The organism is [Clostridium] celerecrescens 18A, assembly GCF_002797975.1.
Classification (GTDB): domain Bacteria; phylum Bacillota; class Clostridia; order Lachnospirales; family Lachnospiraceae; genus Lacrimispora; species Lacrimispora celerecrescens.
Genome location: NZ_PGET01000001.1, coordinates 5,222,038 through 5,241,203, shown reverse-complemented (window position 1 = coordinate 5,241,203; position 19,166 = coordinate 5,222,038). Strand labels below are relative to the sequence as shown.

The following is a 19,166-nucleotide window of genomic DNA, read 5'->3' as shown; positions in this document are numbered from 1 at the left end:
TTTACCTCCTTTGAAGCAAATGGTCAATCACTTCCACCAGATGGCCGATTTCCGGTTTGGATAACTGCTCATCTGCGCCCAGCTGCTTTCCTTTGATCATTAATTCCTGATTGATCATTGAAGAAAAAATAACAATCGGAATGTGCTGTAACGCTTTATCATCCTTCACCAGCTTTGTCAGGTGGTGACCATCCATTTCCGGCATTTCAATATCTGTAATAATCAGGCTTATTTTATTAGCAAAGTCCGAATCATTCCGGATCTGATTTAAGTAGTCCCATGCTTCCTGTCCGTTATTCTTAAAAGTCAGGTTATGGTAGCCCGCCTTCCTAAGCGAGGCTTCTATCATCCTGGTTAACAATATGGAATCCTCTGCAATCAGAATGGGGCTTCCATTTTTTTCCCTGTCTTCAAATTTGTTAATCTCATTTAACTGAATCCCTGTTTCCGGGGCAATTTCCGCTACGATTTTTTCGAAATCCAGGATTGTTACCAAATCCTCCCCGCACTGGGCAATGCCTGTTGCCACTCCTTCCTCCCCCCGGCTGATGGTATTGTCCGGCTTCTGTATATCCTTCCATGAAATGCGGCTGATTCCCACCACGCTGTGAACACGGAACGCAATGTGCAGCTTATTAAAGTTTGTAATAATGAATAAATCTTTCGGCTGCTGCTCTGTTTTGCTTCCTGTCAGATAGTGAGGAAGGTCAATTACAGTGAGAAGGATATCTCTGGGCTTGAATATTCCCTCCACAGAAGGGTGAGCATGAGGAATGGGCTTTACTTTATCTGACATCATGATTTCACGTACTTTTGCTACGTTAATGCCATACAATTCACCGTAAATGGTAAATTCCATTATTTCGATCTCATTGGTACCTGACTCTAACAAAATCTCTGTTTCTGCCATACTTCTTCTCCTTTATCTCAATATAATCCGGCAAAAACATCTGCCTAATAAAATATCGGCATAATTCCTCCGGTTCATAATGTTTACAAATCAATTTCCGCTCTGCCGTAAGTCCTTATTCTGACTCCTCCCGTACTGACATCAAAGGTCATGGTCCGTGCGTAGTTTTCTCCCACATCCTCAGCCGCAAGGCGGATTCCCTCTGAGCGGAGAATCTGTTTCACGCTGATAATATTACGGGCGCCGATATTACCAAGAGTACTGTTTCCCTGTAATTCAAACATCTTGGCTCCTCCGGCAATCTTAGCAATCAATCTGGGCTTTCTCGCTCCCATGATCTCTATCTTACGCAGCGTTTCAGCCAGTCCGGTATCTGCGTACTTAAATATATTCCCATCACCTGAACCGAATACCTCGGGAAGCATAATATGTACCAAAGCTCCCAGCTTAATCATTGGGTCATACAAACTAATCCCAATGCAGGAACCAAGGGCATACGTGATTAAAATTCCCTCCTGCCTGGCAAACTTCATGTCTGCGATTCCAACCGTCAGATTTTTATCCATTGATTATCCCCAGCTTTTCCATTAAAAAGTTCAATGACTGAATCTCCGGCATCATTAAAAGATCACTGTGGAGCACCTTGCCCCCTATGATAAACTGACCGCTGATCATCATCATTTTATCCGTCTGATAGCCAAACTCCACCATGGGCACGCTTAATATCCCGCCCAGCATATTGATCGCTGTATCAGGAACAGACAAACTAATGGAGACGTCACTGAGGGAGGAGATGGCATTGACGTAAGAAGATATGATAATATTTCCCACCTCTTCAAGTGCAGAGGTTTCCAATACATTTAACTGGTAATAGTCTTCAATTTCCTCCTTCATAAGGCTGGATAAGACCTGGTTGATAAAATCCAGCTTCAGAACAAACAACATTAGTCCGTTGATCTCTCCTGACATCTTTACCAATATAGCCGCCACAATTTCTTCCGGGTCACCCAAGAACTTTATGGCATCGTTATAATCGAGAATCTGTACATCCGGAAGAGTCATGCGCACGGTCTTTCCCAGCATGGAGGAAAGCGCTGTGGCTGAATTTCCTGTGCCTATGCTGCCTATCTCCCGGATTAAGTCCAGTCCTAATCCACTCATTTCATCGTAACGTGTTATCTTCATGATATCACCCTCCTTCCTGATAAGCTATCCTATTGCCGAATAGAATTTATGGTTGTTTCAATTTCATCGGAGGTCTGCACCATTTTAAGTGAATAAGAATAAGCTCTCTGCGCCTCCATCATCCTGGTCATTTCCTGGGCAAAGTCTGTACCGGACACCTCCTCGGCACCTTTGATCACTTTTGCATTTTCAAGCAGAATGGGAGCTCCATTTTTTTCTGTTACCGTATATTCATTATTTCCTATGTCGGAAATTCCGTCTCTTCTTGCAAAGGTATACACACCTATGGCTTTTGGATCATGCTCATCTTCTTCCAGTTCTTCTTCCTCTTCTTCGATTTCCTCTTCGGATCCAGGATAAACAGCCGGTTTAACGGGATAGGTAATTTCCTGCTGGTCCATGTTTAAGACTCTCTTTCCCGAAGAATTTACCAGGTAATAATTGTCTTCCATCATGGAAAGCTGAAAGTGACCGTCCCTGGAGTAGGTAATGGCCCCTGTAACCGGGTCCTTTAACATGAAAAAGCCTTCTCCCTCTATGGCATGATCGTTCTCAAGTCCCGTTTCTTTATAAGGCATTTCGGTCATATCGGACTTTAATAAGTCTACCCTGGTACCGCTGCCAGTCTGCGCCGCACTGCCGCCCTGAGAACTCCTTGTCTGGGCATAAATCAGATCCGAAAACACACTGTATTGAGGTTTAAAGCCTGTTGTATTTACATTAGCTATATTATTTGATACCACATTAAGCTTTGTCTGCTGATTTAAGGCTCCCAAAGCTCCAATATAAAAAGACTGGTTCATCTGCTATTCCCCCTTATACTCTTCCTATCTCAGTGGATACCTTGCCCATGAGCTGGTCATATATCCGAAGTACCTGGGCAGCACTTTGAGTTGCCCTTTGGCTGGTGATCATCTGAGTCATCTCATCAATAGGGTCAATATTGGACCGTTCCAGTGACTTCCACTGGATTCCTCCATCCACCCCATTCCCGGCAGCTGCCGTGGTAAAGACGCCGTTATCTCCCTTTACAAGCTGAGAGTAATCATCAAAGTCCACAACGCGGATTTTTCCTAAGAGGACTGGTTCCTGTTCCTCTGTATTCCCATCGTCCTCTCCGTTTTTCAGTCCTTTTATGGGCATTTCGTAAATATTACCTAACGGATCCACTGTAATATGGTCAGAAGGAAGCTCAATGGGGGTTCCATCTTCCCCTAGCACCCTGCCCCGGGAAGGTGAGGTAAGATATCCTTCTTCATCTATCGTAAAAGACCCGTTTCTGGTATAAACCTGATTTCCTGCGGAATCCTCAATGGCAAAGAATCCTGGTTTTGTTAAAGCAAAATCCAGGTTTCCTCCGGTTTCCTCCACCGCCCCCTGATTATGGCTGGTCACTGTGCTTCTGGAAGCACGTATCATTGATACGGACCCAATCTGAACAGGATTGCTTTTGTCACGATTTCCGCTCCGGTAAAGCATTTCATCCCGAAACGTGGTGCTGACCATGCGGTCAGGCTTAAACCCCGGTGTTGCACTATTGACCATATTATTTCCGATTACATTTAAGTTCCTGGTCTGATACAGCATTCCTGATGCCAGATTGTAGAATCCTTGAAACATTTCTATTCTCCCTTCCTACTACTCATTTATGAAATTAGTCAGATTCAATCTGAGCTTTTGAAGCGCATTGGAATGAATCTGGGAGATCCTTGGCTCACTGACTTTCATGATCTGTGCAATCTCCCTCATATTTAATTCGTCCATATAGTACAATGATATAACCTTTTGTTCATTTTCTTTTAAATCATTTATGGCAGAAACCAAAATTTCCTTAAATTCCCTCTGGAGATAATGATTTTCAGGCTGGTCATGTTCGTTCATCGACGGAAGCTGCATTGACTTTTTCTCTTCACTTCCCGCCTCCAGGACCATGTCCAGGGAAATGATGCTGTAAACATTTGTCTTACCCAGAGTTTCCTGATATTTTTCCATGGTGATGTCCATATAATCCGCCGTTTCCTTTGAAGTAGGAAAACGCCCCAGACGGTTACACAATTCTATGACCGCATTGTCCATGATCTTAGCATTTTTTCTTACGCTTCTGGGAATCCAGTCCTGCTTTCTCGCCATATCGATAACCATCCCACGAATCCGCTTGGAAATATAAGTTTCAAACTTTACATTTAATTCCGGATCAAACTTTTCGATCCCGTTCATAATCGTTAATACGCCTTCATTGACAATATCCTCCACCTGAGCAAAGCTTAAATATACGTCCCTCATCTGGAGTGATATGTTCCTGACCATGTTTATATACCGCATCACAAGTTCATGTTTGACCCTGATGTCTTTTGTTCGTTTGTATTTAATTAATAAATCTTCATTGGTATATTGGCTTAAATCCTGTTCCATTCCGACTAACACTGCCTTTCTGTAACAAAATCCGGTCAAAGGGTAATATTCCCGATTGCCTGAATCTGAATATTGTTTGCAATCTCATTAAAGGAAAGGACATAGGCATTGGGATAAAACTGCTCGATCAATCGGTAGAAATAGAGCCTTACAACCTGGCTTGTGAGTATCACTGGCTTCTGCTCTAAATCCGCAAATTTCTTCATCTTCTCTCCCACCTGTCCAATCACAGACTGCATGACATCCGGGCTGAGGGCCAGATAGATGCCCTGTTCTCCTTTTGCCATACTGCCTATAATGTTTTTCTCCAGCTCTGCATCCAGGGTGAGTACCTTCATCTGTCCTCCTTCGCAGAACATTCTGGTTATGGTCCTCTTTAATGCAATTCTGATGTTCTCTGTAATCACATCCATATCCCTGGTGGTCGGAAGAGAATCTGCTATGGTTGCCAGAATCGTTTCCATGTCCTTCACTGGAACCCCTTCCTTCAAAAGGTTAATGAGAATTTTCTGAATGCTGCCATATGTAAACTGGTTCGGGAATAGTTCGTCCACCAGCTCCGGAGAATGTTTCTTCACATTTTCCAGCAACTGCATAACTTCCTGCCGCCCTAACAGTTCATAAGCGTGCTGCCTGATGGTCTCTGATAAATGAGTCAGCATAACAGAAAGTGGATCAATAACGGTATAGCCGTAAATTTCCGCCATTTCTTTGTTTTCAGGCCTGATCCATTTACTGGGAATTCCATAAGCCGGCTCCACGGTTTCAATTCCATCAACTTCACCAGAAAGAGCGGGAGGTTCCAATGCCAGATAATAATCCACTAAAATTTCTCCCCTGGACACTTCTTCCCCTCTGATCTTTATAACATACTGATTGGTGTTTAAACTGGAACTGTCTCTAAGCCTGACGGAAGGAATGACAAGTCCCATATCCTGTGCATACTGTCTTCTGAAAATAACAATCCGGTTGATCATCTTTCCACCACTGCTCTCGTCGATCAGCGGGATCAGACTATAGCCAAATTCCATCTCAATAGGTTCAACGTTTATAAGAGCGTAAACATTGTTCACATCCCGGTAGTAGGACTCTTCGTCGGAAGCACCCTGTGCCGCTTCTTCGGGCGCTGCCATAGCTAACGCCGTTTCCGGAAGGCCGGAGGCTGACTGCCGAACCTTATGTCCTAACTGATAACCAGCTATAATAAGCACCGCTGCCATAACCGCCAACTGAATCTTAGGCATTCCAGGTACCAGCATTAATACGATCATAACAAAACCAGTAAGCATAATCGCCCTGGGCTGAGCCATGAACTGACTGGATACGTCGTCATTTAATGTACCTTCCGATACGGCTCTGGTTACCACCATACCGGTGGCCGTAGCGATCAGAAGAGCCGGGACCTGGGAAACAAGTCCATCACCCACCGTGGCTATGGAATAAATGGACATCACCTGTCCAAACTCCAGATTTGATTGCACCATGCCGATAATGGCACCGCCAATAAAGTTAATGGCAGTGGTGATCAGGGACATGATAGCATCTCCCTTTACAAACTTCGTGGCACCATCCATGGCCCCGTAGAAATCTGCTTCCTTCTGTACCTTATACCGTCTCAGCTTTGCTTCCTGCTCATTGATCAGACCGGAGCTTAAATCCGCATCAATGGCCATCTGTTTACCAGGCATGGCGTCTAAGGTAAACCTGGCCGCAACTTCTGATACACGTTCCGTTCCCTTTGTAATAACCAGGAAGTTTACCAGAACGATAATGAGGAATATGATAAAACCAACAACAACATTTCCCTGTAAAACGAAATCACCGAAGGCTTTGATTACCTGTCCTGAGGATCCCTGATTAGACAAAATATTTCTCGTGGAAGACACATTCAATCCCAGACGAAGCAGGGTAGTCACCAAAAGCAGGGCCGGAAAGATTGAAAATTCCAAAGGTTCTTTTATGTTCATGGTTATCAGCAAGATAATCATGGAAAGGGAAATATTTATAATAATCATTACGTCCACAAAAAACGGAGGCAATGGAATAATCAATAGAAGTACGATCAAAATGACAAATACTACTACAGAATTTTTCAGTAATGTCTTCATTCTTTTACACCATTTCTTTCAGTTTCTCTGCTGTTTTTCTTTATTCTATGATCTTGTTATTCATGCGGTATACATACACCAGGATTTCAGCGACCATACCATAGTATTCCGAAGGAATCTCGTTCCCTACCTGGGTAGCGGCAAAAATGCCTCTTGCCAAAGGTTTATTTTCAATCACATATACCCCATGTTCCTCGCCTATCGCTACAATCCTCAAAGCCAGTTCATCCTGGCCCTTGGCCAATAGAACAGGAGCATTATCCTTCTCTATGTCATAGCGCAGAGCCACCGCAAAATGGGTGGGGTTACGTATGATCACATCCGCTTCAGGGACCGACTGCATCATCCTGGAACGGGCCCTCTCTCTTTGGAGGCTTCGGATACGTCCCTTAATTTCAGGATTTCCTTCTGTCTGCTTGAATTCCTCTTTTAGTTCCTGCTTTGACATTCTGATCTGGCGTTCATAATCCCACCGCTGATAAAAGAAGTCAAAGCCAGCAACGGCCAGGAAGATAAGAGAAACCCTGAAGACCATATCCATAATGGCACTCAGCACATACACAGAAGAATCTTTTAAGTCCATATCAATGGTTCTTGCTATAGGTGTTAAATCACCTTTTATGATTTGATACAGGATGATTCCAAGTATGGTAATCTTCAGCAAATTTTTCAAAAGTTCTATCAGGCTTTTTAAAGAAATAATATTTTTTATCCCCTGTATAGGATTTAACCGGCTAAACTTTGGGGCTAAATTACTTTTTGTAAACAAAAATCTTGTTTGTACCCCGGTTCCCAGTACAGCCAGTACAATACCTGCCAAAAGAATGGGGAGAGCTGCTTTTAAAACCGACCACGCTGTATCTGCAAAAATACCGGCGGAATAATCAGACAGATTCTCCACCCCGGGAGCCAGGCTTAAATATTTAATCATATAATCCCGTATGGTCCGATACATAAAAGGAAATAAAATTTTCAGCAGCACGAAGGTTCCAAGTAAGGAAGCTATCATAACTACATCCTTACTCATGGCAACATGACCCTTTTTTCGTTCATCCCGCCGTTTTTTCGGTGAGGCCTTTTCGGTTTTTGAAGGATCCTGCATTGCCGTTCATCACATCCTTTGCATTTATAAGAGTCTGATTATATCCTGAACTGTTAAAAGCATCTGGCTTATCACACCGCCTACATAATCCGTCATAGGAGAAAACAGAAAAATCAGCATTATGAAACCAATTGCGATCTTAGCCTGTATGTTTACAACAAACACGTTGATCTGAGGAATTATTTTCATTAAAACCCCAACTGCAATCTCAGTTAAAAATTCAATGGCAATTAAAGGAAATGCAAACTTTACAGCCATAGTAATACATTGAATAAAAATTTCCAGCATTGCCCACGCCGCACGGCTTCCCAACACGACCTGTCCGTAAGGAACTATCTCAGCTGAATTTATAAGCAGCCGAAACAGTGCCAGATGGCCATCCACCGCAAAGAACAACAGAATAAAATACGCCTGATAAAGCGTTCCCGTAAGAGCAATCTGAGCGTTGGTCTGAGGGTCATAGATCATTGCCATGGACAATCCCATCTGAAAATCCATAATTGTCCCGGCAAATGTAATGATCATAAGAAATAATTCCATGACAAAGCCAATGGCAAACCCTACAGCTAATTCTTTTAAAAGAAGCACTGCAAATTCAATGGAATTCACAGGTTCGGGCACCTGGGCCGAGGAAAAAGAATAAATAAGCAGCGTAAATACCATGATCATGCCGCCCTTGACCTGTGCCGGAATATTTTTTCTGCCCCAAATAGGGTTCAAAAGAATAAAACCTGACATTCTCATAAAAATAAGGGAAAACAGCATCATCTGTCCTATTTCCGGCATCTGAATCTTCCTTTCATCATTACTGTCCAAGCTTTTTGGACATAAAGGTATACCCGTAGGGTGTTTCCTCTTATTTGAGCATGGTATTAAAAATATTGATAGTAAAATCACTGAGTGTAGTCATCATATGATCCCCCATCATCAAAAGCATCAGGCCAATTACAATCAGCTTCGGAACAAAGGTAATGGTTTGTTCATGGATCTGGGTTGCTGCCTGTATTATGGAAATAATGATACCGATGACCATGCTGACGATCAGCACGGGACCAGCCATTTTAACCACCAAACCGAATAACTCATACATTAGGCTGTTCACTGCTACATCCGTCATATTTTACCTCCTGATGAATCAAGCGGATATGCTTACATATCCATTTGATGCCCGATAAAGCGGGGCACGCTGTTCGCTAATTCTAGGTTGAAGGTCCTGTCAGTAATGGAAGCTGTTAACCAAATTAGAAAACAGCAGCTCCCAGCCATTAACCGTTACAAACAACAGTAATTTAAATGGAAGGGATATCATAGCCGGCGGCAGCATGACCATACCCATGGACATCAAAGTGCTGGACACAATAATATCAACCAGTAAAAACGGCAGATAAATCATAAAACCCGCCGTAAAGGCCCGCTCCAGCTCTGAAGTCATAAAAGATGGTATCACTACTGTCATAGGAAGTTCCTCAATGTTCTCCGGCTTTTCGGTTTTGGACAAATCCATAAACACATTCAAAGTGTCCGTCTTCGTCTGCTTGAGCATAAACCGTTTCATAGGAACTGTCGCCCGGTTAAGTGCCTCCTGCTGGTTTATCTCCTCCCTGACATAAGGTTGGTAAGCATTGGTGTTCACATCCTTTAACACCGGGTCCATAATGAACAGTGTTAGAAATAATGCTATTCCAACCAGCACCATATTGGGAGGACTCTGCTGAACTCCCAAGGCATTTCTGGTAAAAGATAAGACAATGATAATCCTTGTAAAGGAAGTCATCATCACCAGGATCGATGGCAGCAGGGAAATGATGGTCAAGATGAGGAAAAGCTCCAGAGTCGGCACCCGGCCGCCATTAATATTAATCAAGGCATCTGTATTCATGGTTCCTCCTTACACATCATCCCTGTGTCTGTCTGTATATTTTTTTAATAATTTTTTAAAACTTTCATATCCTTCTGCACCTGTGAATTGGGTCTGGGAAGACCCGCCCTCCGGAATGTCTTCCTCCGAAAGTTCAGAAAGAAGGGTTATCTGAGAAGAAGCAATGCCGATAAGATAATAGTGATTCCCTACACGTACGATCGCTACTGCTTTATCCTGCCCCAGGGGAAGCCTGTCCAACATCTGCATGCAGGTTCCTCCCCGCTTTAGTACGACTCCTTTTCCAAGGCTTCTGGTAAATAGATAACTCAAATACAGAATTACAACGGTAAGGAGCAGCGCAGAAAACAGACTAATCACGCTATTCAAATGCAGCCACTTCCTCTCTATTCTCCATTCTTTTTAGTAATCTCTGTAATACGGATGCCAAAATTATCATCTACAACTACAACATCGCCTTTTGCAATGCAGCGGCCATTTACATATAAATCGACCTGCTCTCCTGCCAGCTTATCAAGGATAACAAGGGACCCTTTGGTAAATTCAAGAATCTCCTTTACCAGCTTTCTGGTTCTGCCAATTTCAACAGACACCTCAAGGGGCACTCCCATGATCAGTTCCCGGTTTTCCTCCTGCTCCTCAAACCGAATGTCTCCATCTTTTAAGCTATTTTGAGGGATAGGTCTCACATTTATGGTCTTAGGCTCCGGAGACCCTGTTTTTCTCATATTTTGCTGTTCGCTTTGCAGTTGTGATATCATCTGCTGCATTTGACTCATCATCTGCTGCTGCGTCTGTATTTGATCCATCATCTGCTGTACTGCCATCTGGTTATCTCCTGTCATCTGCGGTATTTCCTGACTTCCCCCAGCCGTCTCTTTGTCGGCAGGCGGTTCAGCATTTATTGGCTCATCGCCTCCAAAACTGCCTGACAACAACTTTTCAATCTCTTCCTGAGATAAGATTCCGCCTGAAGCCGGTTCCCTTAATTCCGTTTTCGTCTCTATGACTGGTTCCGGAATTGGTACTGGCTCCGGAATTTGCGCTGGTTTCGGAATTTGTACTGGTTCCGGAATTGGTTCCAGCATTTCCTGGGGTAAAAATCCTCTTACCAGTTCTTTTGCAAGATCAGGAGTCATTACGTTAATAAATTCACTTTCCAGCTGGTCCGCAATTTTTAAAGTAAATCCGACAACAACCATGTATTCATCATTGTCATAATACTTTTCCTTGAAATCATTTACATCACCGATCTCAAAAGAACTGGGTGTCGAAATATTAACTACTTTGCCTAAAAACTCGGAAAGTGCCGTTGCAGAAGCCCCCATCATCTGATTCATAACTTCACAGATGGCGCTGATGTTCAGTTCATTTAATTCAAACTCTTCCTCTGGCGTTTCCATGCCCATGAGCATATCTACAATCACTTTTACGTCATGCCTCTTTAAAAGCATAATGTTGCTTCCGCTAAGTCCTGCAATATATGTAATCTCCACCCCTACTGCCGGCTCCAGGTTAGAAATTTCAAATTCTTCCTTTGACAAAACCTTTACCACCGGTGTGGTAATGTCAACTCTGGCATTGAGCATGGTAGATACTGCAGTGGCCGAGGCACCAAGGCTTATATTCAGTATTTCACCTATGGCATCAATTTCAAATGCGCTAAAATTCTTTGAATCCATACAACTTTTCTCCCTTTATACTCATTAGCCCTCTATGCCAAGTCACGCTTTACTTTCCAATTTCCAATGCCTTGGAGGCCATCATCTTTATGGCATTAAATGCTGTTATGTTGGCCTCATAGGACCGGTATGCAGACATACTGTCTACTGTTTCTTTTAGCAAATCCACATTAGGCATCTGCACATAGCCGTTTTCATCCGCATCCGGATGTTCCGGATTGTAAACGGACTTATAGGGACTCGTGTCTTGCACGATCTGTGAAACCCTTACGCCACCTGTGCTCTGCTGCCTGCTTATGCCGGCTGCATTCATCATAATTCTTCGGAAGTTATTTTCATTCCTGGATTCAAGTACTACCATTTTTCTCTGGTATGGCCCGCCTGCTTCCGTCCTCGTCGTATCAATATTAGCAATGTTCTCCGATGCAATATCCAGTCGAAGCCGCTGGGCGGTCATTGCCGACGCACTAATATTCATGGAACTTAAAAATGACATTTGACCCCTCCTCTACGGTAAAACTAACCGATAATGCCTGTGACAGTTTTAAGAATTCTGTCCGGTTTAAAGGGCTTTACAATAAAATCTTTAGCTCCTGATTTGATCGCTTCGATTACCATGCTCTCCTGTCCCATGGCAGAGCACATAACTACGGCTGCATCCGGGGATTTTGCCTTTATTAATTTTAATGCTTCCAGACCATCCATGTTAGGCATTGTAATGTCCATGATCACAAGATCCGGGGTTATTTCAGAAAACATCTGTACAGCCTGAGCTCCGTCAGACGCCTCGTATAAATCGGTGTATCCGTTTTTAGACAACGTATCCTTAATCATCATTCTCATAAATGCCGCATCATCTACTAATAATATTTTCGCCATTCTTTTACATCTCCTTTATTATCCTTAATTCTTTATATAATCCCTGACTCAGTTTTCACCAGCCTGGTAATTTCCTTCTTCTACAAGACCTTCAATCCGAACTGCTGTATTCCTTTTGTGAACACCCAGCTGTCCCTTAAACCATGGCTGGTCTTCCACATACAGCTTGATGTCGGATTCCTTAGGCGCTCCTAAGTTGATGACGTCTCCCACATGAAGATTATAAACATCATCCAGAGTAATAACAGACTCTCCTACTTTAGCACGAACCATTAAGTCAGTGGCCCTGATGTTGTTCAGGATTTCAAGCTTTGTATCCTGACTGTTTTCTTCATCTCCCATAGCACTGGCTCTTCGCTTGTCTATAATACTGAATGTGTTTATCAGGAGATTTCCTGGGATACAGAGACTTAGTCTCCCAGAGCAGCCTTCCATTTCCACATCAATGACGATGATTACTATGGTTTCATCCACACCGATTTCCTGAAACATGCTGGGGTTTTCTTCCAACCTCTCCAGTTCAAAGTTAAGACTAATGTAACTTGACCAGGAATCCTTTAATGGCGCTATCACATATTGGATCACTCTGCGGTATAAAGCCATCTCTATTTCCGTATAGGAGTAAGATAGCCCAACACTAGTTTCTTTCCCCAGGCCCCCCAGCATGCGGTCGATTAAGCTAAGCATTAATGGCATGCTTGCATTGATTAAAAGAGGCGGATTCTTGGAATGATCCGGCAAAGTCACATTGACAAGGGTAAGGACATCATTATCACTGAGGGCGTTGCTGAATTCATAATACCGCTGCTCCTCTACCGTAACGACTGACAGTTCACTGGAAGTCCGAAACAGACTGTTTATCTGTGATCCAGCAATTCTGGAATAATTATCGAATATACTTCCTAAAACTTTAAGCCTGTCTTTTGTAAATTTTTTAGGACTGTAAAAATCATATTTCCTATACTTTATTTCATCTTCGTTTCTTTCAATCTCCTGGCTCAGCTCATTTGTTCCCTGTAGGGAATTGAGCAGCGCATCAATTTGATTTTGGGATAATACTTCAGCCATTTGTTTCACTCCCGCTTCATTTTTTAATTAACCGGCACGTTCTGATAATCCTGATATATCTGGTTGTAATACTCTTCCAGGGATTTTTCTACCGTATCATTCTTGGTTATCAATATTTCCACGCGGCGGTTCTGCGCCCTCCCATCTTCCGTATCAAAAGGCGCAATGGGACGGAACTGACCATAGCTGGCGCTCACCAGTTTTTCCGGTGAAACAGCATGTCTGCTTTGAAGAAAGATAACAACCTCTGCGGAACGCTGAGCAGAAAGCATCCTGTCATTGCGGACATTGTTGGGCCTGTTTGGGTCTCCCTGGGAAGTGTGTCCCAAAACCTGTACTTCTTTTATGGAAGAATCCACCTGCGTCATTGCGACAGCAAACTGCTCAAGGATATCCTTACCCTCTTGCCGAAGCACAGAACTGTCTCCGTCAAAAAACACTTTATCGCGGAATGAAATAAAAGTGAAACCGTCTCCTCGGGTAATTTCTACAGAATCCTGCATTCCTCTCTCTTCAACCATTTCTTTCAGAGCCGTATATAGTGCGTCAAAATCCGTGACCTCTTCTTTTGTCTGGTCTCCACGGAATTCCCCCTCGCTTTCGTTGGCATTGGACTCTATACTTTCCAAAGCACTGGGATTAAAGCTCTGCACTAATTTCTTCCATTTGCTCTGATCCATGGACGACATGGAATACAGAAGAACGAAAAAACACAGCAGCAAAGTAACCATGTCCCCATATGTATCCATCCAGCTTCCAGATTCCTCCGGCTGCTTATTTCTCTTAATCATACAACCACCTGTTTTTCACTTTCCTACCCATGTTCTTTTGTCATCAAGGCATGCCCCCCGGGCGTTCCTCTTTCGCAATCTAATTAGTCAGCATTTACGCTTCCTTCATTAACGGGCTTTTTCATTGTGATTTTTCCCTGCTGCTTCTGAGACAGGTAAGATAACAGCTTTTCCTCCAGGTACTTGGGATTATCTCCCGCCTGAATGGATAAAACACCTTCAATAATAATCTGCTTATATAGTACTTCTTCCTCATTCCGGATCCGGAGCTTCTTGCCCATTGGATTAAACAGCAGATGAGCCAGAATACAGCCGTAAAATGTGGTGATCAAAGCCACAGACATGTCAGCCCCAAGGCTGTTTGATCCGTTTCCAGACATATCCATACTTTTTAACATATTAACCAATCCTACCAGCGTACCAATCATTCCGAAGGCCGGAGCCACTCCTGATCCTCTGTCATAGATGCTGACATCCTGCTCGTGACGGTCTATCATCGCTGCCACTTCACTTTCCAGCATCTCCCTGATCTTTTCTGCATCCATGGCATCTACAATTAACATTACACTTTGTTTCAGAAAAGGATCCTTGATGGTAGAAGCCTGCTCTTCCAGAACCAAAAGCCCCTTTTTTCTAGCCGTTTTTGCCATATCCACCAGTGTATGAATCACGGCTTCCGAATTGTACCGGTTGGAACTGATCATAATTCCGATGTGTTTTGGAATCTGAGCCAGGGTCTTAAACGGAAAGCTGGCTATCAATGCTGCCACAGTACCTCCCACAACAATGATAACACTGGGTATGTCCACAAAATTCACCAGCTTATCTGCGCCGATTCCGTAGATAATCAATACGATTCCCAGCACCCAGCCAACGATCAATGATACATCCATAAGTAACCTCCTATATTCCAGGCAGTACCTGGATTAAACGTTCTTTTTCTGCGCACGCGCATATATTTGAGCCTGGAATTCAATCACCCGATCAATGATCTCATCAACACTTTCTTTTACCACATAATGTTTTCCATTCACCATAATTACATTGGACTCCGGTATGGTCTCAATCCGCTCAATCTGATTGCAATTGATTACAAATTCTTCATCATTCAGCCTTGTAAGACAAATCATGGCTCAACTCCTCTCATATCGGGAAGCGGCAGTCACCGCTTCCCTGGATCTGTAAAAGATTATTACCGCTTAATATTAACCAGTTCTTCCAGCATCTGATCCGTTACTGTAATGATTTTAGAGTTGGCCTGGAATCCTCTTTGTGTAGTGATCATATCTGTCATCTCAGTCGCAAGGTCTACCTTGGCCATTTCCAGATAATTTCCCATGATCCGGCCCTGGACGCCACCGGCTTCATAAATGCTGATGTTGCCGGCATTACTGCCTGGGACATAATAATAGCCTGAGGTTTTTTCCAGACCGTTGACATTCTGAACACCCGCTAAGGCAATCTTGCCGATGATAACTGTAGCGCCATTCTCGGAACTACCGACTAAGGTACCGTCCTGCTGAACTGCATAGTTGGTCAGTTTGGCAAGTCCTTCGCCTGCATCAGCATTGCCCACCTCCGTACTAGTAGAATCTTTCATAGCTGCTTCCAGATTATTTTCGGCTTTTGTTACCTCATTTTCAGCTGCTTTTACCATAGCTTCGGCCTTCTTTACAGCCTGGTTGGCGGTATCCCTTTTGCCCTCAAGAGAATCAGGTTCAATTTTGCTTAAAGCCGACTGAAGTTCATCCAGCTCTTTCCTCGCCGTATCCAATGCTTCCTTGTCTGTTGTAGTACCACTGGCATTATAAGTAGCAAGAGCTGCCTCATAAGCATCCCAGACGCCAGGCATCTTTGAGGCATTATCCGCCAGTGTCTTCGGCGCACGAAGTTCCGCCTGGCCCACGATCAGCTTATATACTGTTTTCTCATAAGCCGTTCTCGCCGTGTCATAAGCATTCTTCAGATCATCAGCATGTGCCGGATCATTTTTGCCATCCAGCCATTCCGCATAAGCCTTTTCCATAGCTGTCTTAGCATCATCACGATTTGTCGTTAATGTTTTAATATCCAGCGAAGTACTTTTATCCCCATACGCCTTATCTGCCGCAATATATTCTTCTCTTGCTTTTCCCATTTCCAAATTCAATTTGCTTAAGTTTGCTCTCGCTTCCTCAAGAGCTTTTCTTGCTTCATTTACCCGTTCCGCTGCAGTCTTATTACCTATCGTTGCTACATCTGATTCCATGGGAATCCTCAGTGGTTTTAATGATGTGGTATCAAAACTTTCCCCGCTGGAATAATCGCTGCTGGTATTTGAAAATCCATATATATAATTTCCTGAATCATCAACCAGATACCCCTGATTATCCACAGTAAATTTCCCTACTCTGGATAGAGACAGACCTTTAGAGGAAATGACATCTGATTCCTCCAGGGAAAAACCCTCTCCGTCCCCAACCATTGGACCTACAATATAAAATCCTGTACCGTCAATATAGCAGTCAAGTCCTCTGGCAGAAGGTGACGGGCTTCCCATTGAGAAATCATAGGTAATGCTTCCGGTAGTTACGCCATATCCTACCTGATTTGCATTGGTTCCTCCATAGCCGCCGGCAGCTGTGCTGCCTTTTGAGCTGGATGAAGTGTTCATGTACATGGTGTCTTTAAAGGACATGGTGCCCGCCTTAAATCCCCATGTATTCACGTTAGCTATATTATTACCGATAACATCCATTTTGGCCTGGTGAGTTCTAAGACCTGCCACACCGGCAAACATTGATTTGACCATAGCTTTTATTCTCCTTCGTTTTTTACGCCTTCCTCCTGCTGTCAATCGGACACACAGGAAAAGCCTCCATAAATGGTCCAGCTATAATAGGACAGCGCTGTCAATATTTGTAAAAATGTTTTCTTTCATTTCATTTCCTGACATGGTTGTTACCACGGTATTATTAGGCACATTGACAATAAATGCTCCCCTGTCACTGATAATCACCACGTCCTTTGCACCTTTTAAACGGGCTTTTTCCACTGCGGACTGCAAATCCTGTAAAAATGAATCCGACATTTCAATTCCGCGCTGATTGACCCGCTCGGTTGCATGGCGGGAAAACTGAAGCCCCTCCTGTTTCTCAATCCTGTTTTGAAGTATCTCATTAAAGCTGCCTGCTGGTTTTGATATTGCAGCAGCATTCCGCAGCTTTAGCTGCCTCAGTTCCTCATGTTGATTTATTTTGCCTAGCATTGATCATCACCTACATATTTTAATCGGTACCGGCATCGGGTATATCATCTCCATCCGGATCAACAGTTTCATCGATATTATTATCGGTATCCGGATCCTTCACTCCATCGTCCTTGTCTGGATCCTTCACATCTTCCGGAGGTTTATGCCCTTTTTCATAAACTGACATGATGCTGGAAACCGGATAGCCTGTCTTTTCATCGTCGTCGATGTAAAGGGTTGGCACACCACCAAAAATATCCACTCTCGTCACAGTTCCCGTGATTTTTTTAATTGATCCGTTCTTCTCCTGGACTCCAACCATAACTTCTTTTCCCATCATGGAGGTTCCATAATTGATTGTATTGACCTGGGCAAAATCCCCCATTGCAGTGGAGAAGTTGTTCATAGCCTGCATCATGGCGATCTGAGTCATCTGAGTCATCATCTCTGAGTTATCCATTGGGTTTGACATGTCCTGGTTTTGAAGCTGTGCTGCCAAAAGCTTGAAAAATCCCTCTGTTGTCAATTCACTGTTACTGGTGGATTTCGCCCTTTCCTTAAAAGCTTCCAGATAATTATTCGAATTAACTCCATTTACATTTGCCATCGTTTCTCTCCTTATCTGTAACCAACGCCGCTTTCTTCAGTGCTTTCCGACTCAAAAATCCCAAGCCTAAGCTTTTGTATAAAGTCCTCGCGGTTTTCTTCCCTCTGGCTTTCCTGATGATGTTCTTGCTGTCCCTGTCTGCCGCCCTGTTCCTGCTGCTGGTTTAAGTAATCAGGTTCCTGCTTGTCTACCAGAACCTGGAAGGGCCGTTCTAAATTAGATTCCAGAATGGAGCCTAAATCGCCCGCTGACTGGGATAAAAGCTTTAAAGTTCTGCTCTCGGTACATAGAAGGGAAACACTGATCTGATTATCCTCATAGGAAATTCTGATCCGGATTTTTCCGAGGTTATGAGGCTCCAATTGGATATCCAGTTCCCCATTTCCATCTCGAATCTGTTTTAAAATCTGTTCCGACAGCTTTGCTTCCAATTCTTTCGAATGATCTGCACTTACAGACATATGGACTTCCTCAGATTTTTCAACAGAACCATTCCAGTAACGTACAGGCTCAAAAGACTTTTCCGGAAGGTTTTTCTGGATATTATCCTGATCTTCTTCAGGGCATGGCTTTTCCTGTGTACCGCTCCTCTGAAGGGTTACCGTCGGTTCTTCTTCTACGGAATCTGAAACGTTCTCTGCTGCCTTCATTAGCGGCTGCAACGGTAAATTATCCTTTTTCCCCTTCGAGCTTTCAGCTGATTCCGGAATCTGTCCGGCAATATCCTGAATTACAGGATTCTTCTCATCTGTTTTTTGCATCGCCGCTTCCGTAAAAGGGGGTTCCGGCATTTCCTTTGAATGGTTCGTCAAGGTTTCCAGGTTTTCATTTGCAGGACTTTCTGTTCCCATGCTGTTTTCTGCCAGCTTCTGAAAACGGAACCGATCCAAAGCAAGGAACGAATCCATCGTCTGAATGTTTCCGTTTTCTTCCGGTACTAAAGTGGTCGTTTCAACCGCTTCGATGGTTTCCATAATTTGGTCCGCCGGTTTCTGCCCTGCCATTTGAAACTTTTCCTCAGGCTCCTGGACTCCTGCCATTCCAGCGGCTGCAGCCAAAGCCGCGGCCTCCGACGACACTTCTGCCGCAGACAGCTTATCATCAGAAAGTTCCTCTGATTCCTGACTTTTTCCATCCTTCTTTTGATTGCCGCTTTTTAACATGGCCTTAAATTCGGATAGGCCATCAGCTGCCTTTTCTCCCTTTTTCCTACTGCCAGTCAGCTGTCTGGATAACAAATCCACACTGCTGTTTTTTACTTCTGTCATCTTCTCACTCCTTTCTTTTCATGCCGCTAAGCATTTGATTTTATGG

At 43.6% G+C, this 19,166-nt stretch carries 23 protein-coding genes; all 23 read right to left on the bottom strand.

The genetic code is table 11. The features are described from left to right. Position 1 precedes the first annotated feature (1 nt). Complete coding sequence (locus H171_RS23800; RefSeq protein ID WP_100307333.1) at positions 2-910, bottom strand: chemotaxis protein; 909 nt, start codon at positions 908-910, stop codon at positions 2-4. A gap of 83 nt (positions 911-993) precedes the next feature. After that, complete coding sequence (locus H171_RS23795; RefSeq protein ID WP_100307332.1) at positions 994-1,476, bottom strand: chemotaxis protein CheD; 483 nt, start codon at positions 1,474-1,476, stop codon at positions 994-996. Next, on the bottom strand, positions 1,469-2,095 hold the full coding sequence (locus H171_RS23790; protein WP_100307331.1) for a chemotaxis protein CheC: 627 nt from the start codon (positions 2,093-2,095) through the stop codon (positions 1,469-1,471). The genes H171_RS23795 and H171_RS23790 overlap by 8 nt, the downstream gene beginning before the upstream one ends. Positions 2,096-2,124: 29 nt before the next feature. Beyond that, on the bottom strand, positions 2,125-2,898 hold the full coding sequence (locus tag H171_RS23785; protein ID WP_100307330.1) for a flagellar hook-basal body protein: 774 nt from the start codon (positions 2,896-2,898) through the stop codon (positions 2,125-2,127). Between the two features lie 13 nt (positions 2,899-2,911). After that, on the bottom strand, positions 2,912-3,715 hold the full coding sequence (locus H171_RS23780; RefSeq protein ID WP_100307329.1) for a flagellar hook-basal body protein: 804 nt from the start codon (positions 3,713-3,715) through the stop codon (positions 2,912-2,914). An 18-nt stretch (positions 3,716-3,733) separates the two neighbouring features. Further along, on the bottom strand, positions 3,734-4,507 hold the full coding sequence (locus tag H171_RS23775) for a sigma-70 family RNA polymerase sigma factor (protein WP_100307647.1): 774 nt from the start codon (positions 4,505-4,507) through the stop codon (positions 3,734-3,736). Positions 4,508-4,542: 35 nt separating this feature from the next. Next, positions 4,543-6,615, bottom strand: a complete 2,073-nt coding sequence (gene flhA, locus H171_RS23770) for a flagellar biosynthesis protein FlhA (protein WP_100307328.1) — start codon at positions 6,613-6,615, stop codon at positions 4,543-4,545. A 40-nt stretch (positions 6,616-6,655) separates the two neighbouring features. Beyond that, positions 6,656-7,717, bottom strand: a complete 1,062-nt coding sequence (gene flhB, locus H171_RS23765) for a flagellar biosynthesis protein FlhB (RefSeq protein WP_100307327.1) — start codon at positions 7,715-7,717, stop codon at positions 6,656-6,658. 24 nt (positions 7,718-7,741) lie between these two features. Continuing rightward, positions 7,742-8,503, bottom strand: a complete 762-nt coding sequence (gene fliR / locus H171_RS23760) for a flagellar biosynthetic protein FliR (protein ID WP_100307326.1) — start codon at positions 8,501-8,503, stop codon at positions 7,742-7,744. 70 nt (positions 8,504-8,573) lie between these two features. Further along, the gene (locus H171_RS23755) at positions 8,574-8,834 is read right to left on the bottom strand and encodes a flagellar biosynthetic protein FliQ (RefSeq protein WP_100307325.1); all 261 of its coding nucleotides are present in this window, start codon (positions 8,832-8,834) and stop codon (positions 8,574-8,576) included. Between the two features lie 99 nt (positions 8,835-8,933). Beyond that, complete coding sequence (gene fliP, locus H171_RS23750; RefSeq protein ID WP_100307324.1) at positions 8,934-9,596, bottom strand: flagellar type III secretion system pore protein FliP; 663 nt, start codon at positions 9,594-9,596, stop codon at positions 8,934-8,936. Positions 9,597-9,605: 9 nt separating this feature from the next. Next, positions 9,606-9,956 carry a flagellar biosynthetic protein FliO gene (locus tag H171_RS23745; protein WP_242977109.1) on the bottom strand — a complete coding sequence of 117 codons (351 nt, stop codon included), beginning with the start codon at positions 9,954-9,956 and terminating at the stop codon, positions 9,606-9,608. A 26-nt stretch (positions 9,957-9,982) separates the two neighbouring features. Beyond that, entirely contained in the window at positions 9,983-11,278 is a 1,296-nt protein-coding gene (gene fliN, locus H171_RS23740) for a flagellar motor switch protein FliN (RefSeq protein WP_100307322.1), read from the bottom strand. 49 nt (positions 11,279-11,327) lie between these two features. Beyond that, entirely contained in the window at positions 11,328-11,774 is a 447-nt protein-coding gene (gene flgC, locus H171_RS23735) for a flagellar basal body rod protein FlgC (protein ID WP_100307321.1), read from the bottom strand. A gap of 23 nt (positions 11,775-11,797) precedes the next feature. Further along, complete coding sequence (locus tag H171_RS23730) at positions 11,798-12,157, bottom strand: response regulator (RefSeq protein ID WP_054790120.1); 360 nt, start codon at positions 12,155-12,157, stop codon at positions 11,798-11,800. A 48-nt stretch (positions 12,158-12,205) separates the two neighbouring features. Further along, a complete protein-coding gene (locus H171_RS23725) occupies positions 12,206-13,225 on the bottom strand; it encodes a flagellar motor switch protein FliM (RefSeq protein WP_100307320.1) in 1,020 nt (339 codons plus the stop codon). A gap of 23 nt (positions 13,226-13,248) precedes the next feature. Beyond that, positions 13,249-14,016, bottom strand: a complete 768-nt coding sequence (locus H171_RS23720) for an OmpA/MotB family protein (RefSeq protein WP_100307319.1) — start codon at positions 14,014-14,016, stop codon at positions 13,249-13,251. Positions 14,017-14,099: 83 nt separating this feature from the next. Further along, on the bottom strand, positions 14,100-14,909 hold the full coding sequence (locus H171_RS23715; RefSeq protein WP_100307318.1) for a motility protein A: 810 nt from the start codon (positions 14,907-14,909) through the stop codon (positions 14,100-14,102). 33 nt (positions 14,910-14,942) lie between these two features. Then, positions 14,943-15,146 (bottom strand): flagellar FlbD family protein, encoded by a 204-nt coding sequence (locus H171_RS23710; RefSeq protein WP_100307317.1) that lies wholly within the window; start codon positions 15,144-15,146, stop codon positions 14,943-14,945. Between the two features lie 62 nt (positions 15,147-15,208). Next, positions 15,209-16,807 carry a flagellar hook-basal body complex protein gene (locus tag H171_RS23705; protein WP_100307316.1) on the bottom strand — a complete coding sequence of 533 codons (1,599 nt, stop codon included), beginning with the start codon at positions 16,805-16,807 and terminating at the stop codon, positions 15,209-15,211. Between the two features lie 81 nt (positions 16,808-16,888). Further along, positions 16,889-17,263: a TIGR02530 family flagellar biosynthesis protein gene (locus H171_RS23700; protein ID WP_100307315.1), complete on the bottom strand. Its 375-nt coding sequence runs from the start codon at positions 17,261-17,263 to the stop codon at positions 16,889-16,891. 19 nt (positions 17,264-17,282) lie between these two features. Further along, complete coding sequence (locus H171_RS23695) at positions 17,283-17,852, bottom strand: flagellar hook assembly protein FlgD (RefSeq protein ID WP_100307314.1); 570 nt, start codon at positions 17,850-17,852, stop codon at positions 17,283-17,285. A gap of 11 nt (positions 17,853-17,863) precedes the next feature. Beyond that, complete coding sequence (locus tag H171_RS23690) at positions 17,864-19,120, bottom strand: flagellar hook-length control protein FliK (RefSeq protein ID WP_100307313.1); 1,257 nt, start codon at positions 19,118-19,120, stop codon at positions 17,864-17,866. Positions 19,121-19,166 lie beyond the last annotated feature (46 nt).